Raw genomic sequence first — 17,797 nt, forward strand, 5'->3', positions numbered from 1 at the left:
GACTGCAGATAGTAGCAACACTTTCCCCATCGACAAGGCTGCGAACCATGGACCCGATCATCGCTGCGACTCACGCCGATCCCTATCGCTACTACGCAAAACTACGAAGCGCGGGTGGACTGACCTTTGATCCAGAACTGAAATTGTGGGTCGCCAGCAGCGCCCGCGCCGTCTGCGCCGTGCTGGCTCACACCGACTGCCGGGTGCGTCCGGCGCAGGAGCCGGTGCCCAAAGCGATTGCCCGAGGCACGGCCGGCAAGGTCTTCAGCCAACTGATGCGGATGAACGACGGCGAACACCAGCGCTGCCCACGATCGGCATTTGAGCCGGCGCTGGGGTTGATCGATCTGGACGACGTCGGCGCGCAAGTGAGCGCACGCCTGATCACCGCCGATGCCGATGGCTTGTACAACGCCATGTTCCGCGGCCCGGTGTGCGTGGTCGCTGCACTGCTCGGTTTCACCCCGGCACAGGCGCGGACGATCAGTGAGCTGACCGCCGATTTCGCGGCGTGCCTGTCACCGTTGAGCAACGAATTGCAACTGGCGGCGTCCGACGTCGCGGCACAAAAGCTACACGGTCAATTCACCGAGTTGCTGGCAGAGCCTGACGTCCACAGCGCGTTGCTCGCGGGCATCATGCAGCGTTTTGAGGGTGATGCGGACACCTTGATCGCCAATCTCATCGGCCTGTGCTCGCAGACATTTGAGGCCTGCGCCGGACTGATCGGCAATGCGCTGCTGGCGTTGCGGCGCCAACCTGAATTAGGTGCCGCGCCGACGGGTGCGCTGTTGGCGGAGGTCCAGCGCTTCGACCCGTCGGTGCAGAATACCCGGCGTTTTGTCGCTGCCGCCTGCGATATCGACGGCGTGCGCGTGGAGGCCGGCGCTGTGATTCTGGTGCTGCTCGCTGCGGCCAACCGTGATCCGGCGCTCAATGAAGATCCGGATCAATTTATCTGGGATCGCCCGAATCGGCGTAGCTTCAGCTTTGGCAGCGGGCGGCATCAGTGTCCGGGGCAAACGCTGGCGATGAGCATTGCCAGTGCGACAGTGAGGGAGATTCTAAATCACGGTATTGAAGTGGATCGCCTGAGTTGGCATTACCGGCCTTCGCTCAATGGGCGGATTCCACTGTTCAGTTTTGTCGGTGGCTGACAGGCTCGCTCCCACACTGGACCTGCGTCGCTCACAAATCCCCTTGTGAGATGAGGCTTCTTCAGCGACTCGCACCCAACAACTGCTCGCGCAACTCAGGGTTGCGCGTTCGTGGGTCCAGCCAGATATCAAAAAACGCCCTGGCAAACCGCGGATCATTAATCTCGTGCTGAAACTGCTGGCCAACAAAAAACCGCGCGCCCTGCCCCGGCAGGTAAACCCCGGTGATGCGCGTGCCAGCCTGCACATCGACGAACGATTGCTGCATCTGAACCTGCCATGCGGCAAGTTGCGCAGGGCTGACCGTATTGCCGGCCAGTCGTTTGATTTCATCGACGCTGGCCTGCACCAGATCGTCCCGGGAAATTTTGCGCTGGTAGATAAGCTCCAAAGCGAAAGGCTGGCCGTCCACCAACGGACGCGAGGCACTCCATAAACGTGCGTTATACACGTCGAAGCCGAACACGCTGAATTCGCCCCGGCCAATGATTTGCGCGCCCGGCACCGCGTCCTGCCAATTGGCCCAGGCGGGGGTGAGTAGCAAAGACCACAGGCCGATGCCGCAGCATCCACGTAACATCTTCATCTTCAGCGCTCTGTTCATTGCAGCATCGACTCCGGCAGTGGCCCTGATAGTCGAAGCATAGCCGGATATCGCATCGGAAACCTGTATACAAAACCTCCTAAAACTTGCAGCAATCGGCGTCTGGCAATGCTACGGTGGCCCTCTCTCACCCGACGGAGACACCTGCGTGCTGATCCTCAAACTGTTGCTGATTCCCGGTTTTCTGCTGCTGATTTCGTTGGCCGGCAAGCGTTGGGGGCCGAGCGTGGCCGGGTGGCTGTCGGGGTTGCCGGTGGTGGTCGGGCCGATTCTGTTTTTCCTGGCCATCGAACAGGGGCCGCAATTTGCCGCGCAATCAGCAGTGGCCGCGTTGTCGGCGATGTTCGCCATGATTGCCTTCTGCATCACCTATGCGCAGGTCGCGCAACGGGCGAACTGGCCGTGGGCACTGAGTGCTTCGCTGGCTGTCTGGGCTGCGCTGGCGCTGGTGCTGTCGCTGATCCCCGCGTCACTGCCCTTTTCCGTAGCGGCGGCGGCAGTTGCTTTGCTGGCCGCTCCCTATCTGTTTCCCAACGTGCAACCGGTGTTGAACAGCCCGGCGCCGAAGTCGGACAAGCTGATCTGGCGGATGATCGCCGGCGCTGCGTTGACGCTGTTGGTGACGATGCTGGCCAGCACCGTCGGCGAACGCTGGAGCGGATTGCTCGCAGTATTCCCGGTGCTTGGCAGTGTCATGGCGGTGTTTTCCCAGCAGACGCGCGGCCCTGAGTTCACGGCGGCGTTGTTGCGAGCGACAGCGACCGGGATGTACTCGTTTTCGGCGTTTTGCCTGGTGTCAGCGCTGACCTTGTCAAGTCTGGGTCTCAGCGGATTCGCCCTCGGCGTCGCCGTGTCGGTGGCAATGCTCGGCGTCACGCGCAAGCTGCTGGCCAAACCGGCACCGCAACCTCAAGCCTGACGAGACGGGCTGGAGTACCGAGGCGCTGCGTGGGATGATCGCCCGCCTGGCACGACCACTTCCCGGAGATTTACATGTCATTGTTGAGCAAGAAAGCCGTCGTCCTGTTGCTGGCGGCGGTTGCCGGCCTCGGCGCCATCAACGCTCATGCGGCCACGGCCAAGGAAAAAGCCGCCACCGAGAAGGTCTCGATGCTGGGCGGCAAATTCACTTTCACCTTGCCCAAAGGCTTCGTTGCCGAACCGCTACCGGCCAGTCCGACCGGCGCCAAAGGCACGATGTACACCAACCAGACCAGCAAAACCGTGGTGATCGCCGCAGAAAACCAGATCCCCGAAGGCAGCAACGTCAAGGACAACGACAGCGAGTTCCTCGACGGCAGCGTGTCCGATTTCATCGAAGCCCAGCGCAAAGCGCTGCCGGACTTCAACAAACTCAGCGAAAAAAGCCTGACCCAAAAAGGCACAGGCCTGGGCCTGCGTCAGGTCGACAGCACCGCCAGCCAGGGCGGCGGCCAGACCCTCAACACGACGTTGATGGCCGGTTCCGGTACGCGCATGGCGCTGGTTCAGGTGATCTCCCGGGTCAGCGACAAGAAAGGTCACGATGCGCTGGTGAAAACCATCATCAAGGATTGAGCTGTTGCAGCCAGGCGTTCAAGTCGCGCAATTCGGCCGCAGTGATGCTGTGGCCAATGCCCGGATAGGCGTGAAACTGCGGCTTGTACGCAAGCTTTTGCAGCAACGCATTGGCTTCGGTGCCGTCGCGGTACGGCACACGATCGTCGGCAGTGCCGTGGCCGATGAAGATGTTCAGTGGCAGCGGTTGTTGCTCGGATTTGAGTTCGGCTTTCAACACCGGCAATAAACGTCCGCTCAACGCCGCAATACCGCCCACCGCCATGGGCGGCCGCAATCCCACCTCGTAGGTCATCATCGCGCCCTGGCTGAAACCGATCAGGTAAACCTTCTGCGGGGCAGCGTGATATTTCTTCGCCGCTTGTGCGACAAAATCCCGAAGCTTTTGGCCGCTAACCTTCAGATCATCGGTCTCGCCGTTGTAGGCACCTTCGCCCTTCTTGCGAAACCATTGGAAACGCCCTTCGCCCAACGCCAGCGGTGCCTGCACTGAGAGGTAGTTGTATTGCGCCGGCAGCTGGAACTTCATGCCGATCAGATCGGCCTCATTGCTGCCGTAACCGTGCAGGAAAATCACCAGCGGACGCGGATCGGCGTCAGGGTGAACCTGTTCGATGTACTTGAGTGGCAGATCGGATTGCAGCGTGGTTTGAGCATGGACGGCGGTGGACGCCAGGAGGGTCAACAGAGCAAACACCTTCAACATAAAGCCTTCCTTCACAGGGTGCAGGGTTCGGTGGGGAGCCTAACATCCTGAAGCAAGGATCCAAATGTTGTGGTGTTGCTTATTGCCCCTTCGCGAGCAAGCTCGCTCCCACATTGGATTTGTGAACAGCTCACATCTAATGTGGGAGCGAGCTTGCTCGCGAAGGGGCCGGAAAATTTAACGAAGGTCTGTCAGTCGTTATTCAGTTTGCCCGTGCGAAACGGCACCCGCCCCGCCACTTTCGCCTGCCAGATCCCAGGCTCGGTATAGCGCCCGCGATCAATCGCAAACAACACCCCACTGGTGCCGGCACGCACGGTGGTGACCAAATCCTGCAACGGATCAACCACCTCGAACAACGCATCACCCTGCTCTACCCACTCGCCCGCCGTGCGCAGAAAACTCACCACGCCATGGTGCGGCGCGAACAGGTATTCGGTGCCTTCGAACGGCATGCCTTCACAGCATTCACTCGGCGCCAGCGACCATTCACCACTGATGAAACCCTGTTCCGCCAGAAACCCGAGAATCGCCTCGCAATTGGCCTGAGCCTGATCGACCCGGGTATCGCCCATGCTGCCCAGCTCCAGCGTGGTCGCAAGGTTGGCCGCTGGAATCGCCGCGTTCGGGAAGGCTCGCGCCAGGCGTAACCACGGCGTCGAGCAGGATTCATCGAACGAACTGCCGCCGGAATCTTCACACAACAACGCCACGCCAGCCTTCAGGCGCGCCGCCAGCGACTGCCACTGCGGCCAGTGCTGCGGCAGCGCGTAAAGGTGAATCGCGGCGTCGAAATCACAGTGCAGATCGAGGGTGATGTCAGCGTCACAGGCGTGCCGCAGGAGCAAGCGGTGCAGCGCCTCCAATTGCGAGGCCGGTGCCGGCAGCTCATCGAAAACCTGGCCCATGGTCTGGCGAATCAAGGCAATGTTGGCTTCGGCGTCAGTCCCCAGACGCTCGCCGATCAGCGCTGCCACCGGTGCGCTGAGTTCAACAAATGCGCGGTTGAAGTTCTTGCCGCTGCCCAACTCGAAGCGGCCCATGTGATTGCCTTGCAGATGCTGGTCGAGCCCGATCGGGTTAGCCACCGGCACCAGCTCGATCACACCTTGCAAACGTCCCTGCGCTTCAAGTTCGTTCAGGCGTTTCTTGAGTTCCCACGCAGTGCGCATGCCCGGCAGTTCATCGGCGTGCAAACTGGCCTGGATGTAAACCTTGCGGGCACCCGCGCCGTAACGGAACACACTGAGTGAGCGCTCACTGCCCAAGTGGCTCCAGGGCAGCAGATGGTCGATGCGTTGCATGAGTAACTCCTGAGTACCAAATTGGCGAAAAACGCCTGTGGGAGCGAGCTTGCTCGCGAAGGCGGCGTATCAGTCAACGAAGATGTTGAATGTTAAACCGTATTCGCGAGCAAGCTCGCTCCCACAAGGTTCTCATCTCACATCTCGCGGGCATAAAAAAAGTGGTCACCGCGCAAACGGGGCCACTTTTTTCACGGCGTATTAATGGCCGTACACGTCAAAGTCGAAGTACTTGTCTTGCACTTGCTTGTACTTGCCGTTGGCGCGGATTTCGGTGATGGCTTTGTTGAACTGCTCAGCCAGAGCGGCATCGCCCTTGCGCACAGCAATCCCGGCGCCGCCGCCGAAGTATTTGGCGTCTTCGTAGGTCGGGCCGACGAACTCAAAGCCTTTACCGGAGTCGGTTTTCAGGAAACCGTCGCTGAGGTTGACCGAGTCGGCCAGCATCGCATCAAGACGACCAGACGTCATGTCGAGGTTAGCTTCCTGCTGCGAACCGTAACGCACCAGATCGATCCCGGCCGGGACCAGCACTTCAGTGGCGAAACGGTCGTGGGTACTGGCACGCAGTACACCGACTTTCTTGCCTTTGAGCTGAGTCAGCGGATCGGTGACGTTGGAGCCTGCCTTCATCACGAAGCGGGCCGGTGTGTGGTAGTACTTGATGGTGAAATCGACGTTTTTCTTGCGGTCGTCAGTGATGGTCATCGAGGACAGGATCGCGTCGATTTTTTTCACTTTCAGCGCCGGGATCAGGCCATCGAATTCTTGCTCGACCCAGGTGCATTTGACTTTCATCTGCTCACACAGCGCATCGCCGATATCCACGTCAAAACCGGTGAGTTTGCCGTCAGGGGTTTTCATCGAGAATGGCGGGTAACCGGCTTCGATACCGATGCGGATCGGCTTGGCGTCTTCGGCCACAGCGGTCAGGGACAACATCGACAGTGCCAGGGCACCGAACATCACTAGCTTCTTCATTTATTACTCCTGTGTGCGGAGGTTCTTATTGGCAGCTTTCGACTCAGCGTTCGGTCATGGCCATATAGCGGCAAAAAACCGAAGTGGCCGGCAGTCTATGGCGGCGCGCACAGGGTAAATTGTTTTCAAGCGACAATTACTTACAGAAATTCGGCGCACTGATTGACCAAGGTCAACAGGTGCGCCGTCGTGGTGCAAAGGCTGTAGGACAAGCCCTCAATCGGTACAACAATTATCGTGATAACTGACTCAGCAGTCGCAGCTAATGGGGGTTTTTCCGGTTTGCGTCACGCTCAGTTCAAACCCTTCGTCCAGCCACCCCGTCACGCCGCCGATCATCTCTTTGACCGGGTAACCCAGCGCCGCCAGCTTCACCGCAGCCTTGTTAGCGCCATTGCAATGCGGGCCGGCGCAATAGACCACGAACAGCGTGGTTTTCGGGTAACTCGCCAATCCATCAATCGTCAGCAGCCGCGTTGGAATATTGATCGCGCCCGGTACATGACCTCGCTCGAAGGCCAGTGGCCCGCGCACATCGATCAGGACAAAGTCGACCTCGCCGGCCTCTTGGCTGCTGAACACGTCGGAACAATCGGTTTCGAAGGTCAGACGGTTGCTGAAATGCATCAGGGCAATCGCCGACGGGGCGGCAGGAATTTCGCGAACCAGGCTGGTCATGCGTTGTTGCTCCTACATCTGGGTGGGTATGAACAGACTTTATCCAGCCAGCGCTTATCGCTACAGTGGCGAACAAGACACTCACCGGGAATTTTCCGCCAAATGCCCACATCACCAGGTTTGGTCGCCATTCTGGTCTACGACGGCCTCTGTACTTTCGAGTTCGGCATTGCCGTGGAGATCTTCGGCCTGGCCCGGCCGGAGTTCGATTTCCCGTGGTACGAGCATGCAATTGCGGCAGTCGATCAAGGCCCGATGCGCGCCATGGGCGGAATTCAGGTGCTGGCTGACGGGGGGCTTGAGCTGCTGGCCGAGGCCCGCACCATCATCATCCCCGGCTGGCGCGACCGGAATGCCTCGGTGCCTGCGCCATTGATCGACGCACTGCGTCAGGCCCACGCCCGAGGCGCGCGGCTGCTGTCGATCTGCTCTGGCGTTTTTGTACTGGCAGCCAGCGGCTTGCTCGACGGGCACGGCGCCACCACCCATTGGCGCTACACCAGCGAACTGGCACAGCGCTTTCCGGCGATTGCGGTCGATCCAGACGTGCTCTACGTCGACTCAGGCCAATTGATCACCTCGGCGGGCAGCGCGGCCGGCATCGACGCCTGCCTGCATCTGGTCGCGCGGGACTTCGGCACGCAGGTCGCCAACTCGGTGGCGCGACGCCTGGTGATGTCGCCGCAGCGGACAGGTGGTCAGGCGCAATTCATTCCGACCCCCGTCAGCCAGACACCGCGCAACGATTTATCGCGCGTGATGCAGTGGGCCCGCGAGCGCTTGCATGAGCCGTTGGAGGTGCGTGACCTGGCGAGTGAAGCGGCGATGAGTGAGCGGACGTTTTTGCGGCGCTTCACCGAGGCCAGCGGCCAATCGCCCAAGGCGTGGTTGCAGCATGAACGCCTGGCCCGGGCGCGGGAGTTGCTGGAAAGCACAACGCAAAACACCGAGCAGATCGCCGAGCGCTGCGGTTATCGGTCGGTGGAGAGTTTCCGGGTGGCGTTTCGCGGGGTGGTCGGGGTGCCGCCGTCGGTGTATCGGGAGCGGTTTGGGGGTGGGGTCGGAGCCGATTCTTGAAGAGATTTTGAGAGTTTCTTCGCGAGCGTGCTCACTCCTACAGTGGATCTGCGGCGTGATCGGTTCATGTGGACAACGTTGAAAATCAGCTCACGAAGATATCCCTGTCTGGAGCCGAATATTTGGAAATCCATAAGGGGCTTGATTTATATCGAATCCGATATAACCTGATGATCAGGTGATTTCTGCCATGCCTTGCAACACACCGCCGCATCACGACTCGCGCTGAGCGATTAGGCTTTTCCTGTCAAAACAGGAGAAGTCGATGCCAAGTCACAAGGATGTGGTGTTTGTCGGGACCGAGCTCAAGGATCTGAAAGCTTTCCCGATCGATGCTCGCAGAGCTGCGGGATTTCAGTTGGATCTATGTGCTGCACGCCATGCACAAGACCACCCGCAAAACTGAAACGCGAGATATCGAATTGGCACGCGCCAGATACCAGGAGATCATTTAGCCATGAAGGATCATCAAATCGCTTCCGAGCGCTTCTCCAGCGTCTGGGATGCACTGGAAGATACCCCGCAGGAGGCCGCCAATATGCGTTTGCGGGCCAAACTGATGCGCACACTTTGCGAGACCATTCGCGCCTGGGAGCTTCCACAAAAGGATTCAGCCAGACGACTGGGGATCAGTCAGCCACGCCTGAACGATGTACTCAACGGCAAGATCGACAAGTTCTCTCTGGATGCGTTGGTCAATCTGTCAGCCGCAGCAAAGTTGGAGGTGGACATCTGCTTCCCGCTGAACCCACCGGTGCAGTGGGCCTGACAGTCGCCCGCTCACAGAGGCATTGCATCGAACCAGCGGAAATTGCTCGCGAAGACGTCGACACATTCACCGCCGAAAGTCTGAGAGGATAAACGGCGTATGTGCCCTGAGATAAACCTCCACAGCATCCAGCGAGTTCAGCGGCTCGTTGGATGACTCGATGCTGCCCTTGTCGTCGTGACTAAAAGGGAAAACGAACGCCGACGCCAGCCTCAATCCTCCCGCGTCAAAACCTCCAGCAACTCAATCTCGAACACCAGATTCGAATTCGGCGGAATCTTGCCCATGGTTCGCTCGCCATACCCCAGATGCGCCGGCACCAGCAGTTTGCGTTTACCGCCCACCTGCATGCCCATCAGGCCCTGATCCCAGCCCTTGATCACGCGACCAGTGCCAATCACACACTGAAAAGGTTTGCCTCGGCTGTAGGAAGAATCGAACTCGGTGCCGTCTTCCAGCCAACCGGTATATTGAGTGGTGATCAGCGCGCCTTTAACGGCAGCTTTGCCCTCGCCCACCTGAAGATCGATTACCTGCAGTTCATCATTCATCACATTTCACTCTATGGATCAGCTCGCCGCCGTTCTCCCAAAATTGCCGGTCAATGGCAACCATTAAGCGAAGATCAACGGTTGGGTAATCAGCTCAGTTCATCCCGCAGGCCAAAAACGAAGCCATTGAAGGTGTGGGTGCAGCATTGGCAACTCGGCGTCATCTCTTCACCCTTCAAATCCGGATTGACGATGTTCAGGCGTTTTTGCTCATCGACGTAGAGACCGTTAAAGTAGCTCGACTCACCCAGGCGCACGATGTCCTTACGGTCGTCTTCATGAATGGCAACCATCCAGAAGATCGGTTCCGGCCGATCCAGCCGAGACACCGCTTCGCTGTAAATCTCATCCCAACCGCCACCGACGCGAGATAAAAGAAAGCGAAATAGCGGCGTGTAATCGTAACCATGCAGCTTGGTGCCGTGCATCTTGCCTCGCAAGGCCTCACTTTTTATTTCAGCCTTGGTATTGCGCTCGTGGCGATAATGCCCACCCGCGTTGTTACGCCAAACGTTGTGGGCAGTAGTATTCACTTTGCGATAAAGAGGTTTTTTGTCCAACCCATTGCTCCTGACATCCAGTCATTCAAACACCCCACGCTTTTTACCCTAACGGCGCTCGATTGCAATCCGCCTTCCTTGGCCAATTGTTGCCCGGTGGTTTAACGCTCTACCGGCTGCATCTCGACAATCGTCCCGTTGGTGATCATCACCATCACGTACTTGTCATTGATCTGCACCCACTGCGCCTGTTCGATCGGTGCTTTCAAACCTTTCGCTTTCCAGTTTTTCAGGGCTTTGTCGCTGCGTTGATAAACGTCTGGCGCGCGGTCGTTGACCTTCAATTCACGGTCGCTGACCGGGGATTGGACGGAGGGATCGTTCGAGGTTTGCGCCGCTTGAACAAGTGGGCTGATCCCGGCAATGCCGGCGACAAGGGCCAGGCTGGCGATTAGGGTTTTGCTGTTCATCGGTGAACCTCCTGAGAAATGTGCTACCTGAACTCCGACTGCGTGGCGGTGAAATCATTCCTTGTATTTTGTCTGGACTGGCCGGGAGTTTTTTGTCGCCACACAGGACGTCGCGAGCAGGCTCACTCCTACAGGGGATTTTCTGTGGATCTTGAATCGATTCAACCCTTATCCTTCTCGCCCCCGCCGTACCGTTGTCAGGAGTAACCCCATGCCCCATGAAGGCAATCTGTTGCAAGCCGCCGTTGTCTTTCTGTTCGCGGCAGTGCTCACCGTGCCTCTGGCCAAGCGTCTGCAATTGGGCGCGGTGATTGGTTATCTGCTTGCCGGGGTGATCATCGGCCCGTCGGTGCTGGGTCTGATCGGCAATCCGCAGAGCGTGGCGCACATCTCGGAGCTGGGCGTGGTGTTGCTGCTGTTCATCATTGGCCTTGAGCTGTCGCCGCGACGCTTGTGGGTGATGCGCAAATCGGTGTTCGGTGTCGGTCTGGCGCAGGTGCTGCTGACCGCGTCGGTGATCGGCGTGCTGGCGCTGTTCGTGTTCGGTCAGCCGCTGAACAGCGCGATTGTGCTGGGCCTCGGTCTGGCGCTGTCGTCCACCGCGTTCGGCCTGCAAAGCCTCGCCGAGCGCAAGGAACTGACCAGCCCCCACGGGCGCCTGGCGTTTGCCATTCTGCTGTTTCAGGACATCGCCGCGATCCCGTTGATCGCGCTGGTGCCGATGCTCGCCGGTGTCGATCATCACACCAGCACTGCCGACGATATACGGCACAGTCTGCAGGTGCTCGGCGGAATTGCCGTGGTGGTGATCGGCGGGCGCTATCTACTGCGGCCGGTGTTTCGCGTGGTGGCGAAAACCGGTCTGCCGGAAGTCTCGACCGCTACCGCACTGCTGGTGGTGATCGGCACGGCGTGGCTGATGGATCTGGTCGGCGTGTCGATGGCCCTCGGGGCGTTTCTTGCCGGGTTGCTGCTGGCCGATTCCGAGTATCGCCATGAACTGGAAGCGCAGATCGAACCGTTCAAAGGCCTGTTGCTCGGGCTGTTTTTCATCAGCGTCGGCATGGGTGCCAACCTGAGTCTGCTGCTCAACGCACCGTTTACCGTGCTGGGGTTGACACTGCTGTTGATCGGTTTGAAGTTGCCGCTGCTGTTTGTAGTCGGGCGACTGGCCGGCGGTTTGAACAAGATCAGTGCGATTCGCCTCGGCATCGTGCTCGCGGCGGGCGGTGAGTTCGCGTTTGTGGTGTTCAAGATCGGGCGCGATCAGGGTCTGTTCGAGCCGCGCCTGTATGACCTGCTGGTGCTGACCATCACCCTGTCGATGGCGGTGACGCCATTGTTGCTGTTGATCTGCGCAAGGCTGGTCAGCCCCAAAGTGCAACCGGTGGAAGTGCCCGAGAAATTCCGCGAGATCGACGCGGATACCCCACGCGTGGTGATCGCCGGCATGGGCCGGATGGGGCAGATCGTTGCGCGGATTCTGCGCGCGCAGAACATCAAGTTTGTCGCCCTCGATACCTCGGTGGAAACCATCGAGCTGTCGCGCAGTTTCGGCGGTGTACCGGTTTTCTATGGCGACCCGATGCGCCCGGAAATTCTCAATGCGGCCAAGGTGGGCGAGGCGGAATATTTTGTGATTGCCACGGATGATCCGGAGACGAACATCAAGACCGCCGAGGTGGTACGCAAGCTTTACCCACACATGAAGATCATCGCCCGGGCACGTAACCGTCAGCACGTTCACCGCTTGGTGGATGTCGGCGCCGAGGCAATTCGTGAGACGTACTATTCAAGCCTGGAAATGAGCCGGCGCACGCTGGTTGGTCTAGGGCTGACCCAGGCCCAGGCCGATGCGCGAATCAAGCGCTTCAAGCACCACGACGAACAGGTGCTGGAGGCGCAACACGCGGTGTACGACGACGCAACCAAAGTCCTGCAAACCGCCCAGGAAGCCCGGGCGGAACTGGCTCGGTTGTTTGAGTCGGATCAACTTGAAGAAGAATCGCGCAAGACCTGAGAGATCAGGCGCCGCGCAGACCGCCATCGCTGGCAAGCCAGCTCCCACAGGGTTCGGCGCCGTATAAAGAATTTCGGTACGCCGCAGTCACTGTGTGAGCTGGCTTGCAAGTCCCCTCAGGTTTCAGCGTCGTATATAGAATTTCGGTACGACTCGACCACTGTGGGAGCTGGCTTGCCAGCGATGAGGCCGGCACATTCACCATCAATTTTGCTTGGATCAGGCAGGTTCTAATTCGAGCGCTTACTTGTCCGGCGCAGTCTCAAACCGATCCGCCAGAAACGGCGTGATGTCCAACGGCAGCGGCTCGTCGTTGACCAGTTTGTCCAGCAGCACGCCAGTAATCGCCGAGGTCAGAATCCCGGTGCGGAAGTGTCCGCAGGCATTCAAATACCCGCCTACCCCACGCATCGGCCCCAGAATCGGCAACTCATCCGGCGACCCCGGACGCAAACCGGCCCAGGTGCGTTTGAGGTTGACGTCCGCCAGCTCCGGCAAGCAGCGCACCGCCCCCTGCACCAGCCCGGCAATTTCCGGGTAGGTGGTGGTGACGTCGAAGCCTTTGTCTTCGGTGGTGCTGCCGATCAGGATCTCGCCGTTGTCCTTTTGCGCCACGTAGCAGTCACTGGTGGTGAGGCAGCCGTTGAGGATTTTCGGCATGCGCTCGGTCAGCAGAATCTGACCTTTTACCGGATTGACCGGAATGCGGATGCCGGTGGCCCATTCGCTCAAATCCGCCGCCCAGGCACCGCCGGCGTTGATCAGCGTCTTGCAGTGGAACACGCCCTCCTCGACCGTCTGCACGCCGGTCACCCGTGTGCCGTGGTGCAACACGCCGGTGACGTTAGTGTTGACGAAGATATCGACTCCGTTCTGCCGCGCGCCTTCCATGTAGGCGTCGGCGAGGCGGAACGGGCTGACCTGATGGTCACAGAGGAACTCCAGCGCCCCGCGTGCTTCATGGCTGACGCTGGGTTCGGCTTCGCGCAGTGCAGCTTGATCGAGCCAGCGCACCTGATCGGCCAGATGCGGAATGCAGCCGACGATGTGTTCAGCGTAGAGCCGGTCTTCATCGTCATAAATCACGAACTTCAGTCCGGTCTTTTCGAACTTGAAATCCATGCCGTGGTTGTCTTTCAACTCACGGTGCAGTGCCGGGTACAGCGCGTTGGACTGCAAGGCGAAATCAAAGAACGACTCCGGCAGGATGTGCGGCGTGCTGGCGTCCACCGCCACCGCCGCGCCCTGGGTTTCGCGCTTGCGGTTGGCCGACATCATGCGGAAGAAAATCACCCCGCACCCCAGGCCCACCGACTCGCCGATCGCCCACAAACCACCGGCCGAAGCGCGCGTCGCGTTGCCCGGACGCTTGGCGTCGATCAGGGCAACCTTGAGGTTTTTGCGCTTGGACAGTTGATAGGCGCAGGACGCCCCGATCACACCGCCGCCGGCGATGACCACGTCGTAGAACTTACTCATGGGAAGCGGCCTCCGTGCCGACAGACTGGAACGCGGAAAAAGGAATCGGATCAATCGGGAAACGCGGGCGCAGCCAGCCGACATCCTGGCGTCCGGTGGCCTGGCGCAAGCGGTCGCTGCAATAGCCGACGCACATCCGCCCCTGGCAATCGCCCATGCTCACGCGGGTGCGCATTTTCAGGCTGGCGATGTCTTGCACGCCCTGCTCCAGCGCTCGGTCGATGTCGGCGCGGGTCGCGTGTTCGCAGCGGCAAATCACCGTGTCGGCGTTCGGCAATGCAGTCTGGCCGACGCCGCGTTCGGTGTAGCGATCCACCGCCGCGCGAAAACGCACGATGGCTTTGAGTTTGCCCAGGTATCGGTCGCGGCGAACCTGCGCCAGATCCTCTTCGAGCACACCGCGTTGCAGCAGCATTGACGTCGCCGCGATCTTGCCGGCCAGCATCGCCGCTTCGCCACCGCGAATCCCGCCCATGTCGCCAGCCAGATGGATGTGAGGCTGGTTGCTTTGCTGCCAGATATTAGAATGAGCGCGCAGATAACCGTCGTCGCTGAAGCCGTGATCCAGGCCCATTTGCTGACTGAGTTGCGTGCGCGGAATGAAGCCGTAACCAACCGCCAAAGTCTGCGCCTCGAAGCGCTCGACACGGGACATGTCCGGCGCCCAGGTGTTCGAGTACGGCGCCACACTGACGCTTTTCAGTTCGCCTTCGCCGTGCGCTTCGACCACACCCCAGCCGTAGTTCATCGCGATGCCATGTAGTTTCAGGTACGCGAGCATGCTCAAGCCGTCGAGGAACAATTGCGGCTTGTTGAGCAGCGCCAGGCTTTCGCGGGCGATTTTGCCGAACGCACAGGCCTCATAAACGCCCGCTACTTTGACGCCCGACGCGTGCAGTTGAGTCGCCACCAGCGGCAGCAGTGGGCCAGTCCCCGCGATAATCACCGGGCCTTGCGGCTTGACCACACCACTTTTGATTTGCAGTTGCAGACCGCCGAGCAAAATTACCCCCGGCAGCGTCCAGCCAGGAAACGGCACGCTGCGCTCGTGGCAACCGGCCGACAACAACAATTGTGAATACTCGATCTCGTGCAATTGCTCATCACCGTCCAGCACCACCAGCGCGCGAGTGCCTTCGGCGCCGACCACGCGATGATTCAGGTGCACATCGATCAACCCGGCTTGCTCCTTGAACTCGCCGTGCAGTTTGCCCAGCACTTCGGAGTAACGTGGCCCGAGATAATCCAGCTGCACACCGTCACGCAGCGGCCCGCGATAGACCACACCACCGAGGCGTGAGGCCTCTTCCAGCAAGGTGCAGCGCACGCCGTGGCGCGCCAGTTCGGTGGCCGCTGCCATCCCCGCCGGACCGCCGCCGACGATTACCGGTTGCAGGCTCATACGACCTCCTGCCCGGCGATGCGATTGACCTGGGTTTCGATCTGCATGCCGTCACGCACGACGGTCTGGCAGGCGCGGCGTTTATGCCGGCCGTTGATTTTCACCAGGCAACACTGGCACACGCCCATGCCGCAGTAGGCGCCGCTGACCTGATCGTGATCGTTGCGCGCGATCTGGCGCACGCCCAGGGACTGGATAACGCTGAGGACGGTTTCGCCGATGGCGGCAGTGACCGGTTGACCGTTGATGTGCACGGTCATATCCGCCTGCGCCAAGGGCTGGATATCGAAGGTTCTTTCTAGGCAGTGCATTGCGATGTTCATCCGTGAAAAGGTTCAGGGGATTTTTGCGTCAGCTCCTTGCTGCACTACACCTGTCCGGCTCGTGTGGATTGTTTCTTTATCGGGCCGGCAGGGTTACTTCGTCAGCGGCACAAGGTGCGCGCGCAAGCAATGTAGTCGATCCAGCAGCAAGGGCCGGGTTATTTCACGGTAGGGGATATTGCGCGGTGAAATATTGATCCAGGCCAGTGAAACTGCTGGGGGTTTATCAGTCGGTCAGTTGGAGAACACAAATTGCCCTTTGATCTTCTTCGCACCGATGAAACCAAGGTCGGGGAACAATTTCGTTTTGAGCCAGGCAACGTAGAACACCAGCGCCAGGGTGATGCCGACCGCCACCGCGGTCGACACCGGATCCTCAGCGTAGCCCTTGAACAGCCGCGACATCTGGCTGAGTGTCAGCAGTACATAGACGGTATAAGCCGCTGCGGAGTTTTTGTAGAAACCCCACGCAAACAAAAGCGGGATGCCGCCAGCGATCAGCATGATGCTCAAGACCACGCCGATGCTGAACGAATAGCCAAGCGTCAACGCCGCCAACGCAGTGAGCGCTGCCTGAACGCACATCAGTCCGATGAGGATTTTGATCTTCAGTGAATGGCGCTCGATGAGGACCGGATCCGGACGACCACCGATCCAGGCGGCCAACACCCGATCCTTGACCTTGCCGCCTGACAGCGCCTTGAAGGTTTCGGTCTTGGAGCGCCCGGCTTCGAGCATTTCCACCAACTGCCGTTTGATTTCCTTCTTGTCCAACGCATTCATCCTTAAACATAACCGGATGCGGCCAATCCGCTTCCGGCGCAGATTCTCGCTGTTGAACCCCCAGAAAGCAAAAAGCCGCTTCTACCCGAAGGTAGAAGCGGCTGAGGCATGCGCCTCAATAGAGCAATCGATCAGTGTACGAACAGTGCAATCAGGATGATGATCGGGATCGGAATACCGAGGAAAAACAGCAGTAGTGAGCGCATGGTAAGTCTCCCTTTTTAACGGACTGGAGGCAGTGAGTTGGTAGTGGCGTAGGTGTCGACTTCGACGTATTCGATCGCATCCCGACGACGACCGCCGAAGGTAGCTGCGAAGCTTGCGAAGAACGCACCGGCCAGCAGCGCAACGAACATCCACAGCGAAGTCAGGGCAGCGACTTTCGCAGCGGTGTCAGCGGCTTGCTGAGCTTTGAGCTTGGCGTCGGCAAGGGCTTGCTGAGTGCGGGCGTAAACCTCATCGACACGACGTTCGGCGTCGGCCTGAGTAAGGTTGGTACGTTGCGCGATCAGTTGTGCAAGGTAAGTGCGGTCTTCAGCGCTGAGCTGACCATTGGCCAGGCTCTGAGTGAAGATCCGCGCCACTGCGCCGTGTGCGGCGTCATCGCTGACCGACGCTGGACGGTCATCGCGGAACAGGCTGTCGATGAAGTAACCATACTGATTGCTGTCGGTGTTGGCTGCAGCGGTGCCGGCCGCTTGAGTCATGGCACTCGCTGCACCACCGGCAACACTGGCACCGGCCTGCACGCCGCCGCTGATCACACTGCTGACCGAGCCAACGACCAGCACCGCCGTGACCAAGGTCGCCACACACCAAGCGAGGAAGCCATGGGCGGTGTCGCGGAAATACACTTCGTCACCGTGCATGTTCGCCCACTTCACCCGCAGGCGACCGGCGATGTAGCCACCCAGACCGGAAGCGATGATTTGCGTCAGCGCCAGCCAGACAATCGTTGAAATGCCCAGGCCCTTGGCGCTGACACCCTCCCCGGCCCACGGCGATACGGCAGAGAATCCCAGACCAAAGCCAAGCAGCACCAGAATCATCGACAGTGCAGCGGCCGCCGCAGCACCCGCGAAGATCGCGCCCCAGGACACCCCTGAGACATTGCTCGACTCTCCTTCGTAGGCAGCATAAAACCCTTCAGAGGATCTATTCATTGTTGTAGTGCTCCAGGCATGAAAAATGGTGTTACAACTCGTCGGAAGAGGAATTGCAGTGACCGTGCCAGTTACCAACTTTGAATAAATCGTTTTATTTCAATTAGTTAGAAAGTATGAACTTCTCAATCCATTGCAAATTGCAACAAGCGGCTGAATGCAGCGGGTTTTATGCATTGGCCATGCAAGACCGGTCAGGCGCCAAAATTGTGTTTGTGACAGCCCAACATGAAAGTTAATTTAAAGCGCCACGGAAATTTCTTGGCAAAATGC

19 protein-coding genes and 1 pseudogene are annotated in these 17,797 nt (G+C 59.3%); 7 read left to right on the plus strand and 13 right to left on the minus strand.

Translation table 11 applies throughout. The annotated features are described in order from the left end of the window. Nucleotides 1-47 precede the first annotated feature (47 nt). Complete coding sequence (locus tag ACIQVE_RS02915; RefSeq protein WP_402804342.1) at nt 48-1,157, plus strand: cytochrome P450; 1,110 nt, start codon at nt 48-50, stop codon at nt 1,155-1,157. A gap of 61 nt (nt 1,158-1,218) precedes the next feature. Here ACIQVE_RS02915 and ACIQVE_RS02920 read toward each other — a convergent pair whose 3' ends face one another. Continuing rightward, nucleotides 1,219-1,743: a chalcone isomerase family protein gene (locus tag ACIQVE_RS02920; RefSeq protein ID WP_402804344.1), complete on the minus strand. Its 525-nt coding sequence runs from the start codon at nt 1,741-1,743 to the stop codon at nt 1,219-1,221. A gap of 166 nt (nt 1,744-1,909) precedes the next feature. Here ACIQVE_RS02920 and ACIQVE_RS02925 point away from each other — a divergent pair, with 166 nt between their 5' ends. Both ACIQVE_RS02925 and ACIQVE_RS02930 read left to right on the plus strand, forming a co-directional pair. Further along, a complete protein-coding gene (locus ACIQVE_RS02925) occupies nt 1,910-2,680 on the plus strand; it encodes a hypothetical protein (RefSeq protein ID WP_402804347.1) in 771 nt (256 codons plus the stop codon). A gap of 74 nt (nt 2,681-2,754) precedes the next feature. Next, nucleotides 2,755-3,318, plus strand: a complete 564-nt coding sequence (locus ACIQVE_RS02930; protein WP_402804348.1) for a hypothetical protein — start codon at nt 2,755-2,757, stop codon at nt 3,316-3,318. Here the strand turns inward: ACIQVE_RS02930 and ACIQVE_RS02935 are convergent. From ACIQVE_RS02935 to ACIQVE_RS02950, 4 genes are all read right to left on the minus strand, one after another. Further along, nucleotides 3,308-4,024, minus strand: a complete 717-nt coding sequence (locus ACIQVE_RS02935) for an alpha/beta hydrolase (protein ID WP_402804349.1) — start codon at nt 4,022-4,024, stop codon at nt 3,308-3,310. The two genes, ACIQVE_RS02930 and ACIQVE_RS02935, sit on opposite strands and share 11 nt — an antisense overlap. A 191-nt stretch (nt 4,025-4,215) precedes the next feature. Then, complete coding sequence (locus ACIQVE_RS02940) at nt 4,216-5,328, minus strand: succinylglutamate desuccinylase/aspartoacylase family protein (protein WP_402804351.1); 1,113 nt, start codon at nt 5,326-5,328, stop codon at nt 4,216-4,218. 201 nt (nt 5,329-5,529) lie between these two features. Then, nucleotides 5,530-6,309, minus strand: a complete 780-nt coding sequence (locus ACIQVE_RS02945; RefSeq protein WP_402804353.1) for an ABC transporter substrate-binding protein — start codon at nt 6,307-6,309, stop codon at nt 5,530-5,532. Between the two features lie 249 nt (nt 6,310-6,558). After that, nucleotides 6,559-6,987 (minus strand): rhodanese-like domain-containing protein, encoded by a 429-nt coding sequence (locus ACIQVE_RS02950; protein ID WP_402804355.1) that lies wholly within the window; start codon nt 6,985-6,987, stop codon nt 6,559-6,561. Nucleotides 6,988-7,089: 102 nt separating this feature from the next. Here ACIQVE_RS02950 and ftrA point away from each other — a divergent pair, with 102 nt between their 5' ends. The 3 genes and pseudogenes from ftrA (at nt 7,090) to ACIQVE_RS02965 (ending at nt 8,833) form a co-directional block, all read left to right on the plus strand. Then, the gene (gene ftrA / locus ACIQVE_RS02955; RefSeq protein WP_402804357.1) at nt 7,090-8,064 is read left to right on the plus strand and encodes a transcriptional regulator FtrA; all 975 of its coding nucleotides are present in this window, start codon (nt 7,090-7,092) and stop codon (nt 8,062-8,064) included. 265 nt (nt 8,065-8,329) lie between these two features. Next, nucleotides 8,330-8,519 (plus strand): annotated as a pseudogene (locus ACIQVE_RS02960) (hypothetical protein). Between the two features lie 2 nt (nt 8,520-8,521). Beyond that, entirely contained in the window at nt 8,522-8,833 is a 312-nt protein-coding gene (locus ACIQVE_RS02965; protein ID WP_402804359.1) for a helix-turn-helix domain-containing protein, read from the plus strand. Nucleotides 8,834-9,045: 212 nt separating this feature from the next. Here ACIQVE_RS02965 and ACIQVE_RS02970 read toward each other — a convergent pair whose 3' ends face one another. The 3 genes from ACIQVE_RS02970 to ACIQVE_RS02980 all read right to left on the minus strand — a co-directional run bounded on the left by ACIQVE_RS02970 (nt 9,046) and on the right by ACIQVE_RS02980 (nt 10,354). Continuing rightward, on the minus strand, nt 9,046-9,384 hold the full coding sequence (locus ACIQVE_RS02970) for an FKBP-type peptidyl-prolyl cis-trans isomerase (RefSeq protein ID WP_402804361.1): 339 nt from the start codon (nt 9,382-9,384) through the stop codon (nt 9,046-9,048). Nucleotides 9,385-9,473: 89 nt separating this feature from the next. After that, nucleotides 9,474-9,944, minus strand: coding sequence for a hypothetical protein (locus ACIQVE_RS02975; RefSeq protein ID WP_402804362.1), 471 nt, complete (start codon nt 9,942-9,944; stop codon nt 9,474-9,476). A gap of 101 nt (nt 9,945-10,045) precedes the next feature. Continuing rightward, complete coding sequence (locus ACIQVE_RS02980; protein ID WP_402804364.1) at nt 10,046-10,354, minus strand: RcnB family protein; 309 nt, start codon at nt 10,352-10,354, stop codon at nt 10,046-10,048. Between the two features lie 211 nt (nt 10,355-10,565). On the opposite strand from ACIQVE_RS02980, the gene ACIQVE_RS02985 reads away from it, so the two are divergent. Continuing rightward, nucleotides 10,566-12,374 carry a monovalent cation:proton antiporter-2 (CPA2) family protein gene (locus ACIQVE_RS02985; RefSeq protein ID WP_402804366.1) on the plus strand — a complete coding sequence of 603 codons (1,809 nt, stop codon included), beginning with the start codon at nt 10,566-10,568 and terminating at the stop codon, nt 12,372-12,374. A gap of 243 nt (nt 12,375-12,617) precedes the next feature. Here the strand turns inward: ACIQVE_RS02985 and hcnC are convergent, their stop codons facing one another. From hcnC to ACIQVE_RS03010, 5 genes are all read right to left on the minus strand, one after another. Next, nucleotides 12,618-13,853 carry a cyanide-forming glycine dehydrogenase subunit HcnC gene (gene hcnC / locus ACIQVE_RS02990; RefSeq protein ID WP_402804367.1) on the minus strand — a complete coding sequence of 412 codons (1,236 nt, stop codon included), beginning with the start codon at nt 13,851-13,853 and terminating at the stop codon, nt 12,618-12,620. Beyond that, nucleotides 13,846-15,255, minus strand: coding sequence for a cyanide-forming glycine dehydrogenase subunit HcnB (gene hcnB, locus ACIQVE_RS02995; RefSeq protein WP_402804370.1), 1,410 nt, complete (start codon nt 15,253-15,255; stop codon nt 13,846-13,848). Before hcnB ends, hcnC begins: the two co-directional genes overlap by 8 nt. Further along, nucleotides 15,252-15,566 (minus strand): (2Fe-2S)-binding protein, encoded by a 315-nt coding sequence (locus tag ACIQVE_RS03000; protein WP_339479572.1) that lies wholly within the window; start codon nt 15,564-15,566, stop codon nt 15,252-15,254. The genes hcnB and ACIQVE_RS03000 overlap by 4 nt, the downstream gene beginning before the upstream one ends. Nucleotides 15,567-15,812: 246 nt before the next feature. Continuing rightward, nucleotides 15,813-16,352 carry a hypothetical protein gene (locus tag ACIQVE_RS03005; RefSeq protein ID WP_402804374.1) on the minus strand — a complete coding sequence of 180 codons (540 nt, stop codon included), beginning with the start codon at nt 16,350-16,352 and terminating at the stop codon, nt 15,813-15,815. Nucleotides 16,353-16,582: 230 nt separating this feature from the next. Next, complete coding sequence (locus tag ACIQVE_RS03010; protein WP_402804376.1) at nt 16,583-17,524, minus strand: hypothetical protein; 942 nt, start codon at nt 17,522-17,524, stop codon at nt 16,583-16,585. Between the last annotated feature and the right edge of the window lie 273 nt (nt 17,525-17,797).

Origin of the sequence: Pseudomonas sp. NPDC098747 (genome assembly GCF_044760045.1) — a bacterium.
In the GTDB taxonomy this organism is placed as follows: domain Bacteria; phylum Pseudomonadota; class Gammaproteobacteria; order Pseudomonadales; family Pseudomonadaceae; genus Aquipseudomonas.

Coding starts and splice junctions, on each gene's coding strand:
- ACIQVE_RS02915 (WP_402804342.1), top strand. CDS start 48: ATGGACCCGATCATCGCTGCGACTCACGCCGATCCCTATCGCTACTAC.
- ACIQVE_RS02920 (WP_402804344.1), bottom strand. CDS start 1,743: ATGAAGATGTTACGTGGATGCTGCGGCATCGGCCTGTGGTCTTTGCTA.
- ACIQVE_RS02930 (WP_402804348.1), top strand. CDS start 2,755: ATGTCATTGTTGAGCAAGAAAGCCGTCGTCCTGTTGCTGGCGGCGGTT.
- ACIQVE_RS02935 (WP_402804349.1), bottom strand. CDS start 4,024: ATGTTGAAGGTGTTTGCTCTGTTGACCCTCCTGGCGTCCACCGCCGTC.
- ACIQVE_RS02940 (WP_402804351.1), bottom strand. CDS start 5,328: ATGCAACGCATCGACCATCTGCTGCCCTGGAGCCACTTGGGCAGTGAG.
- ACIQVE_RS02945 (WP_402804353.1), bottom strand. CDS start 6,309: ATGAAGAAGCTAGTGATGTTCGGTGCCCTGGCACTGTCGATGTTGTCC.
- ACIQVE_RS02950 (WP_402804355.1), bottom strand. CDS start 6,987: ATGACCAGCCTGGTTCGCGAAATTCCTGCCGCCCCGTCGGCGATTGCC.
- ftrA (WP_402804357.1), top strand. CDS start 7,090: ATGCCCACATCACCAGGTTTGGTCGCCATTCTGGTCTACGACGGCCTC.
- ACIQVE_RS02965 (WP_402804359.1), top strand. CDS start 8,522: ATGAAGGATCATCAAATCGCTTCCGAGCGCTTCTCCAGCGTCTGGGAT.
- ACIQVE_RS02970 (WP_402804361.1), bottom strand. CDS start 9,384: ATGAATGATGAACTGCAGGTAATCGATCTTCAGGTGGGCGAGGGCAAA.
- ACIQVE_RS02980 (WP_402804364.1), bottom strand. CDS start 10,354: ATGAACAGCAAAACCCTAATCGCCAGCCTGGCCCTTGTCGCCGGCATT.
- ACIQVE_RS02985 (WP_402804366.1), top strand. CDS start 10,566: ATGCCCCATGAAGGCAATCTGTTGCAAGCCGCCGTTGTCTTTCTGTTC.
- hcnC (WP_402804367.1), bottom strand. CDS start 13,853: ATGAGTAAGTTCTACGACGTGGTCATCGCCGGCGGCGGTGTGATCGGG.
- hcnB (WP_402804370.1), bottom strand. CDS start 15,255: ATGAGCCTGCAACCGGTAATCGTCGGCGGCGGTCCGGCGGGGATGGCA.
- ACIQVE_RS03000 (WP_339479572.1), bottom strand. CDS start 15,566: ATGCACTGCCTAGAAAGAACCTTCGATATCCAGCCCTTGGCGCAGGCG.
- ACIQVE_RS03010 (WP_402804376.1), bottom strand. CDS start 17,524: ATGAATAGATCCTCTGAAGGGTTTTATGCTGCCTACGAAGGAGAGTCG.